Origin of the sequence: Oscillibacter sp. KLE 1728 (assembly GCF_934833455.1) — a bacterium.
Lineage (GTDB): Bacteria > Bacillota > Clostridia > Oscillospirales > Oscillospiraceae > Oscillibacter > Oscillibacter welbionis.
Window position 1 is genome coordinate 1 of sequence record NZ_CAKVVF010000095.1, and the last position, 7,559, is coordinate 7,559.

The window sequence follows — 7,559 nt, forward strand, 5'->3', positions numbered from 1 at the left end:
CGGCGTTACGCAGCGTCTTGATTACCTGCAAAAACTGGGGGTGGATGCTATCTGGCTGACGCCATTCTATGTTTCACCGCAGATTGATAACGGCTACGACGTCGCGAACTACACCGCCATCGACCCGGCCTACGGCACGCTGGATGATTTTGACGAACTGGCGGCGCAGGCCAAAACCGTCACCCAGGACGTGGGGGAGCGGCTGCGGACCCTTTCCGGGATCCAGACCGAGATGTCCCGCCTTCAGGCTCGCCGGGCAGGGCTGCTGCCCTGGCAGGATCTGGACCTGCCGCTGGAGGCGGAGGGAACGGAGCACGTGCTCTCCCGCCTGGGGACCTGCCCCGCGGGAACGGACGTGGGCGCCCTGCGGCTGGAGTTGGAGGCGCTGCCTGCGGAGTTGCTGGAGATCAGCGCCGACAAGCAGCAGCGATACCTGCTGCTCCTCTGCCACCGGGCGGCGGAGGAGCCGGTAATGGAGGTCCTGCGGGCCCACGGCTTCAGCGCGGCTGCTTTTCCGGGGGTCACCGGCACGGCGGCAGCGGATCTGAAGCAGACCGACCGGCAGCTGGAGGAGCTCCAGCGCAGGCGGGAGGAGGCCGAGGCGGCCATTGCGGAGAGCGCCCGGGAGCGGGACACCCTGCGGACCTACGCGGACCGGCTGACAGCGGAGACCGCTCGGGAGAGCGCGGCGGAGCGGCTGCTTACCGACGGGACCATTGTCTTCTTCGAGGGATGGGCCCCGGCGGAGCGTATGGCGGACGTGAGCGCCCTGCTGGAGCGCCTGGGCTGTGCCTGGGAGGCGGCGGATCCCGCGCCGGAGGAGTATCCGGAGGTGCCGGTGAAGCTGAAGAACAACTGTCTGACCCGGCCGCTGAACATGGTGACGGAGATGTACTCCCTGCCTGCCTATGACAATGTGGACCCCAACCCCCTCATGGCGCCGTTTTTCATCCTCTTCTACGGTGTGATGATGGCGGATATGGGATACGGACTGCTGATGATGCTGGCCTCCGTCTTTGTCCTGCGGACATACCGCCCGAAGGGAACGATGCAGCACTTCTTCGGCCTGCTGGGCCTGTGCGGCATCAGCACCTTTGTGATGGGCGCCCTGACAGGCGGTTTCTTCGGCGATTTCCTCACCCAGCTGGCCCAGCTGATCCACCCGGAGAGCACGTTCGCCCTGCCAGCCCTGTTCACGCCGCTGGACGACACGCTGATGATTCTGGTGGGCGCCATGTGCCTGGGCTTTGTCCAGATCCTCACCGGCATGGTGATCAGCGTGGTAGGGAAGCTGAAGCGCGGACAGTTCCTGGACGCGTTCTGGGAGGAGATCACCTGGTGGGTGGTCTTCGCCGGAATCGCGCTGGCAGTGCTGGGGGTGACGAACCTGGTGCTGTATGCGGGCATCGTGCTGGTGGTGGCCGGGCCTGTCATCAACGGAAAGGGATTCGGGAAGATCACCGGGATCTTCGGCTCCCTGTACAACCACGTGACCGGCTATTTCGGGGACATCCTGTCCTACTCCCGGCTGATGGCCCTGATGCTGTCCGGCAGCGTCATCGCTCAGGTGTTCAACACCTTGGGCGCCATCCCCGGCAACGTGGTGGTGTTCTTCATCGTCTCCATGGCGGGAAACGCCCTGAACTTCGCGCTGAATCTGCTGGGCTGCTACGTCCATGACCTGCGGCTCCAGTGCCTGGAGTTCTTTAAAAACTTCTATCAGGACGGCGGAAAGCCCTTCCGCCCCCTGGCGGTGGATACAAAATACGTGGATATTCAAAAAGACTGAGGAGGAATCGAGATATGGAGTTCTTTGAGGCATTCGGCGGTTTGGCATTGGGTCTGCTGGGCGCTGGTCTGGCAGCGGTCCTCTCGGGCATCGGGTCGGCCAAAGGCACCGGCATCGCAGGCGAGGCGGGCACGGGGCTTCTGTGCCAGGATCCCAGCAAGTTCGGCAAGGTGATGATCCTCCAGGTGATCCCCGGCACCCAGGGTCTGTACGGCCTGGTGGTGTGGTTCTTCGCGGTGTTCCGCATGGGGCTGCTGGACGGCACCGCCTTTGATATGACCGTGCAGGAGGGGCTGCGGTATTTCGTGGCCTGCCTGCCCATGGCGTTGGGCGGCCTGTTCTCTGCCATCGCCCAGGGCCGCGTGGCCGCCGGGTCCATCAACCTGCTGGCCAAGAAGCCCGACGACTGGTCCAAGGGCATGGTGCTGTGCATCACGGTGGAGTTCTACGCGATCCTGTCCCTGCTGGCCTCCATGCTCATGATTATCAACATCAGCGGCTGACCCTGGAGAAAGGGGACAGAGTATGAACGGTATCGACAAGATCACACAGCGGATCGGCGCGGACACCCAGGCGGAGATCGACCGCATCCTGGCGGACGCCGCCGCCCAGGCGGAGGCCGCGGCCGACAAGTTCCGCACCCAGGCGGAGGCCGAGGACCGGGACCTGCTGGCAAAGAGCGAGAGGGCCGCGGCGGAGCGGGAGGAGCGCCTTGTCAGCGCCGCCCAGATGGAGGCCCGGAAGACGCTTCTGACCGCCAAGCAGGAGATGGTGGAACGGGCTTACCAGCGGGCGCTGGAAAAGCTCCGTTCCCTGCCGCAGGAACAGTATGTGGAGCTGCTGGCGGCGCTGCTGGTGCGGGCGTCCTCCACCGGACGGGAGGAGGTTGTCTTCTCCCCGGAGGATCGGGAGGGCGCCGGCAAGGCGGCTGTGGCCCGGGCCAACGAGCTGCTGGCCAAGGAGGCCGCGCCGGAGCTGCCCCTCGGGGACGGCGTGGTAGCCAATCTTCTGAACAAGGTGGCCGCCGGCGTCAGCGCCTTCGCGCAGGGCACGGCCATGCTGGCCGTGTCGGAGGAGACCCGCGACATCTCGGGCGGCTTCATCCTGAAGGATGGGCGCATCGAGGTCAACTGCACCTTTGACGCCCTGGTGCGCGCGGAGCGGGAGCAGACCGCCGGCGAGGTGGCGAAGCTGCTGTTCCCGGAGGCGTGAGGAAGGAGGCGTCGGTTTGGCAAAGACCATCAAGGACACCGATTACCTGGTGATCTCCGCCCGGGTGAAGGCCCTGGAGACAGGGCTTCTGACGGCGGAGCGGATGGAGCAGATCCTGGATGCCAAAAGCGGCGAGGACGCGGGGAAGCTCTTGCAGGAGTGGGGGTATCCCCAGCTGGATCCCCGGCGGCCGGAGGCCATGGACGCGGCATTGTCCGCCGTGCGGGAGGCCACCTTGGCCGACTTGGCGGAGGGAACGCCGGACGCCCGGTATATCGATCTCTTCAAAGTGAAATACGACTATCATAATGTGAAGGCCCTGCTGAAGGCGGAGGCTGTGGGCACCGCCCCGGACCGTATGCTGATGGACATGGGCCGGGTAAGCACCGCCGAACTGGCAGAGGCGGTCCGATCCCGGGAGCTGGATGGCTTGCCGGAGACGCTGGCCGCGGCCGTGGTGGAGGCCCGGGAGGTGCTGGACACCACCCGAGATCCCCAGCTCAGCGACATCGTGCTGGACCGGTGGTGCTACCGGGATATGGCGGCCCTGGCAGAGGAGACCGGCAGCGCGTTCCTCCGGGGCTATGTGGCGGTGCAGGTTGACGCAGTGAACCTGCGGACGGCGGTGCGGACGCTGCGCATGGGAAAGGGGGCGGACTTCCTCCTGGGCGCGCTGCTGGAGGGGGGAGACCTCGCTCCGGATGCGGTGGCAAAGGCCGCCTCCAGCGGGGCCGCGGGCCTGCGGGAGCTCTACGGCGCCACCCGCTTCCGCGACGCCGCGGAGGCAGGGGCAGAGGCCCTGAAGGGCGGCCCCCTGACGGCGTTTGAAAAGCTCTGTGACGACGCGGTGGGGGACTATCTGGCGGGCGCTCAGTCCGTGCCTTTCGGCGAGGCCCCTCTGGTAAGCTATCTGGCCGCACGGGAGACGGAGTACACGAACCTGCGGATCCTGCTGATGGGCCGCGCCGCCGGCATCGACCCGGCGGTGATCCGCACCCGCCTGCGGGCAAGCTATGTGTAAGGAGGCGGCGCCATGGCCACAACGTATCGGATCGCCGTGATCGGCAGCTGGGAGTCCGTCATGGGCTTTCGGGCCCTGGGACTGGAGACGTATCCCGTCACCGCCCCCGAGGAGGCCCGGGAGACCATCCGGGAGCTGGCAAAGAGCGGCGACTGCGGCATCATCTATCTGACGGAGCAGCTGGCAAAGGACCTGCCGGACGTGCTGGACCGGTATAAGGACGAGCTGCGGCCCGCCATCATCCTGATCCCCGGCCGGGAGGGCTCTCTCGGCATCGGTATGAACAACATCCAGCAGTCCATTCAGAGAGCGGTGGGCGCGGATATCCTCTGAGGAGAACAGGCTGACGCCGCGGTGGCATTGCGATTTTCGACCCTGTTTGGGCCGCAATCGCGCCTCGTGTGCACACCGTCGGGCCAAGCCGGTCAGCAGGTGTTGCCGCACCTGCCGACCGGGGGCCTTCCTCGAAACAGCCCCGCTTTTCCGCCTCTGGCGGCGTTTCGGCTGTTTTCCCTGAGATGTGCCGGCGGGCGAACCCGCCTGCGCTGAATTCCCGCGCCGGTCTGCACCCAAGGGGATTTCCGCGCCGCTTCCAGCGGCTTGGGCGCGGACTGGTGGACGCCGCCCCAGGTGGCTGAGTCGGGGATTGTTCACCGCATACACGCTGCGGCGGACATGATGAATATTTTTCTTTCGCCTTACGGTGGGAGAACTGGAAAAACCGCGGGTTTTTCCGGGCACTATTTCTTGGCTCCGGCGGTTCGCGCCGGAGGTCCTTCCGGCGAAACTGGTGTGAAAGAAGGTTGAGCGAGTTTGAGCGGTAAGATTGTGAAGGTATCCGGACCGCTGGTGGTGGCCACGGGCCTGGCGGACGCCAATATGTCCGACGTGGTCCGCGTCGGCCCCCAGCGGCTGATCGGCGAGATTTTGACGATGAAGGGGGACTCCGCCTCCATCCAGGTGTACGAGGAGACCTCCGGCCTGGGACCGGGGGCGGAGGTGGTCACCACCGGCGCTCCCATGAGCGTGGAGCTGGGCCCCGGCATGATCGAAGGCATCTATGACGGTATCCAGCGGCCACTGGAGAAGATCGTGGAGAAGGTGGGTGCCAACATCACCCGGGGCGTGGAGGTCCCCGCCCTGGACCGGGAGAAGAAGTGGGACTTCACCGCCGTGGTCACCCCCGGCACAAAGGTGGAGGGCGGCGACGTGATTGGCACCGTGCCGGAGACGCCGGTGGTGCTCCACAAGATCATGGTGCCTCCCAACATGAGCGGCACCATTACGGACATCAGGAGCGGCTCCTTCACCGTGGAGGAGACCGTGGCCACCCTGCGCACTGACAAGGGGGAGGACGTGCCCCTGACCATGGTGCAGAAGTGGCCGGTCCGGATCGGGCGGCCCTACAAGCACAAATATCCCCCCAAGCGGCCGCTGTGCTCCGGCCAGCGGGTCATTGACACCCTGTTCCCCATTGCCAAGGGCGGCACCGCCGCCGTGCCCGGGCCCTTCGGCTCCGGCAAGACTGTGGTGCAGCACCAGCTGGCCAAGTGGGCGGATGTGGACATCGTGGTCTACATCGGCTGCGGCGAGCGGGGCAACGAGATGACCGACGTGCTCCGGGAGTTCCCGGAGCTGAAGGACCCCCGCACCGGGGAGTCCCTGATGAAGCGGACGGTGCTGATCGCCAACACCTCCGACATGCCCGTGGCCGCCCGTGAGGCGTCGGTCTACACGGGCATCACCATCGCGGAGTACTTCCGGGACATGGGCTACGACGTGGCGGTCATCGCTGACTCCACCTCCCGCTGGGCGGAGGCCCTGCGCGAGATGTCCGGCCGGCTGGAGGAGATGCCCGGCGAGGAGGGGTACCCCGCGTACCTTGCCTCCCGCCTGGCCCAGTTCTACGAGCGGGCCGGCAGCGTGGCCTGCATCGGCTCCGATGACCGCCGGGGCAGCCTCACCGCCGTGGGCGCCGTGTCGCCGCCGGGCGGCGACCTGTCCGAGCCCGTGGCGCAGGCCACCATGCGGATTGTCAAGGTCTTCTGGGCCCTGGATTCGTCCCTGGCCTACAAGCGCCATTTCCCGGCCATCAACTGGCTGAACTCCTACTCCCTGTATCTGGACTCCCTGAAGCCCTGGTTCGACGAGAACCTGGGACCGGAGTTCCTGGAGGACCGGGCCAGCGCCATGAGCATCCTCCAGAGTGAGGCCAGCCTGAACGAGATCGTCCAGCTGGTGGGCAAGGACGCCCTGTCCCCGGCGGACCAGCTGACGCTGGAGGTGGCGCGGATGGTGCGGGAGGACTTCCTGCAGCAGAACGCCTTTGCGGATGTGGACAGCTTCTCCAGCTACGACCGGCAGGAAAAGCTGCTGGCCATGGTCCTGCGGTACGACCGGCTGTGCCGGGAGGCCATCTCCAAGGGCGCGCCGGTGGCGAAGCTCTTCGCCGTTCCGTCCCGTGAGAAGATCGGCCGGGCCAAGAGCGTGCCGGCTGAGGAGTACCAGCAGGTCTACCAGCAGATCTCCGCGGAGATGGAGCAGGAGATCACCGCCATTGCGGAGGAAGGAGGAGAGGACGCATGATCCGGGAATACAGAACGGTAGAGGAGATCGCTAGTCCTCTGATGATCGTCCGCATGGTGGACGGCGTCACCTATGACGAGCTGGTGGAGGTGGAGCTCCACGACGGCTCCGTCCGCCGGGGCCAGGTGCTGGAGGTCAACGGCGACACCGCGGTGGTGCAGCTGTTCGAGTCCGCCGCCGGCATCAATCTGGCGGACGCCAAGGTCCGCTTCCTGGGCCATCCGCTGCAGCTGGGCGTGTCCGCCGATATGCTGGGACGGGTGTTCAACGGCATGGGCCGGCCCATCGACGGCGGGCCGGAGATCCTGGCGGAGGAGTACCGGGACATCAACGGCCTGCCCATGAACCCGGCGGCCCGGGACTACCCCAACGAGTTCATCCAGACCGGCGTCAGCACCATCGACGGGCTGAACACCCTGGTCCGCGGGCAGAAGCTGCCCATCTTCTCCGGCTCCGGTCTGCCCCACGCCAATCTGGCGGCCCAGATCGCCCGGCAGGCCAAGGTGATCGGAGACGACACCTCCAAGTTTGCCGTGGTGTTCGCCGCCATCGGCATCACCTTTGAGGAGTCGGAGTTCTTCGTCAGCGAGTTCAAGCGCACCGGCGCCATCGACCGGACGGTCATGTTCTCCAATCTCGCCAACGACCCGGCGGTGGAGCGCATCGCCACCCCCCGGATGGCCCTGACCGCCGCGGAGTATCTGGCCTTTGAGAAGGATATGCACGTGCTGGTCATCATGACTGACATCACCAACTACGCCGAAGCATTGCGGGAGGTCTCCGCCGCCAAGAAGGAGGTCCCCGGCCGCCGCGGCTTCCCCGGGTATCTGTACACGAACCTGGCCACCATCTACGAGCGGGCCGGCCGCCAGCTGGGGAAGAAGGGCTCCATCACGCTGATCCCCATTCTGACCATGCCTGAGGACGACAAGACCCACCCCATCCCCGACC

At 66.1% G+C, this 7,559-nt stretch carries 7 protein-coding genes; all 7 read left to right on the top strand.

Annotated elements, in window-relative coordinates; genetic code table 11:
* Positions 1–1,789, top strand: a 1,789-nt coding sequence (locus QVE23_RS09630; RefSeq protein WP_287968066.1) for a V-type ATP synthase subunit I, incomplete at its 5' end; no start/stop codon positions are given.
* Positions 1,790–1,803: 14 nt separating this feature from the next.
* Entirely contained in the window at positions 1,804–2,292 is a 489-nt protein-coding gene (locus tag QVE23_RS09635) for a V-type ATP synthase subunit K (RefSeq protein WP_021751479.1), read from the top strand.
* Positions 2,293–2,314: 22 nt separating this feature from the next.
* On the top strand, positions 2,315–3,001 hold the full coding sequence (locus tag QVE23_RS09640) for a V-type ATP synthase subunit E (RefSeq protein WP_273482104.1): 687 nt from the start codon (positions 2,315–2,317) through the stop codon (positions 2,999–3,001).
* Positions 3,002–3,017: 16 nt separating this feature from the next.
* Positions 3,018–4,022: a V-type ATPase subunit gene (locus QVE23_RS09645; RefSeq protein ID WP_119310926.1), complete on the top strand. Its 1,005-nt coding sequence runs from the start codon at positions 3,018–3,020 to the stop codon at positions 4,020–4,022.
* 12 nt (positions 4,023–4,034) lie between these two features.
* Positions 4,035–4,355, top strand: coding sequence for a V-type ATP synthase subunit F (locus tag QVE23_RS09650; protein WP_021751476.1), 321 nt, complete (start codon positions 4,035–4,037; stop codon positions 4,353–4,355).
* A 480-nt stretch (positions 4,356–4,835) separates the two neighbouring features.
* Positions 4,836–6,608, top strand: coding sequence for a V-type ATP synthase subunit A (locus QVE23_RS09655; RefSeq protein ID WP_021751474.1), 1,773 nt, complete (start codon positions 4,836–4,838; stop codon positions 6,606–6,608).
* On the top strand, positions 6,605–7,559 hold a 955-nt coding region (locus QVE23_RS09660), incomplete at its 3' end, for a V-type ATP synthase subunit B (protein ID WP_287968068.1). The genes QVE23_RS09655 and QVE23_RS09660, both read left to right, overlap by 4 nt.

What these genes read in the sequence shown, in the direction of transcription:
- QVE23_RS09650 (WP_021751476.1), top strand. Translation starts at nt 4,035, where the DNA reads ATGGCCACAACGTATCGGATCGCCGTGATCGGCAGCTGGGAGTCCGTC.
- QVE23_RS09635 (WP_021751479.1), top strand. Translation starts at nt 1,804, where the DNA reads ATGGAGTTCTTTGAGGCATTCGGCGGTTTGGCATTGGGTCTGCTGGGC.
- QVE23_RS09640 (WP_273482104.1), top strand. Translation starts at nt 2,315, where the DNA reads ATGAACGGTATCGACAAGATCACACAGCGGATCGGCGCGGACACCCAG.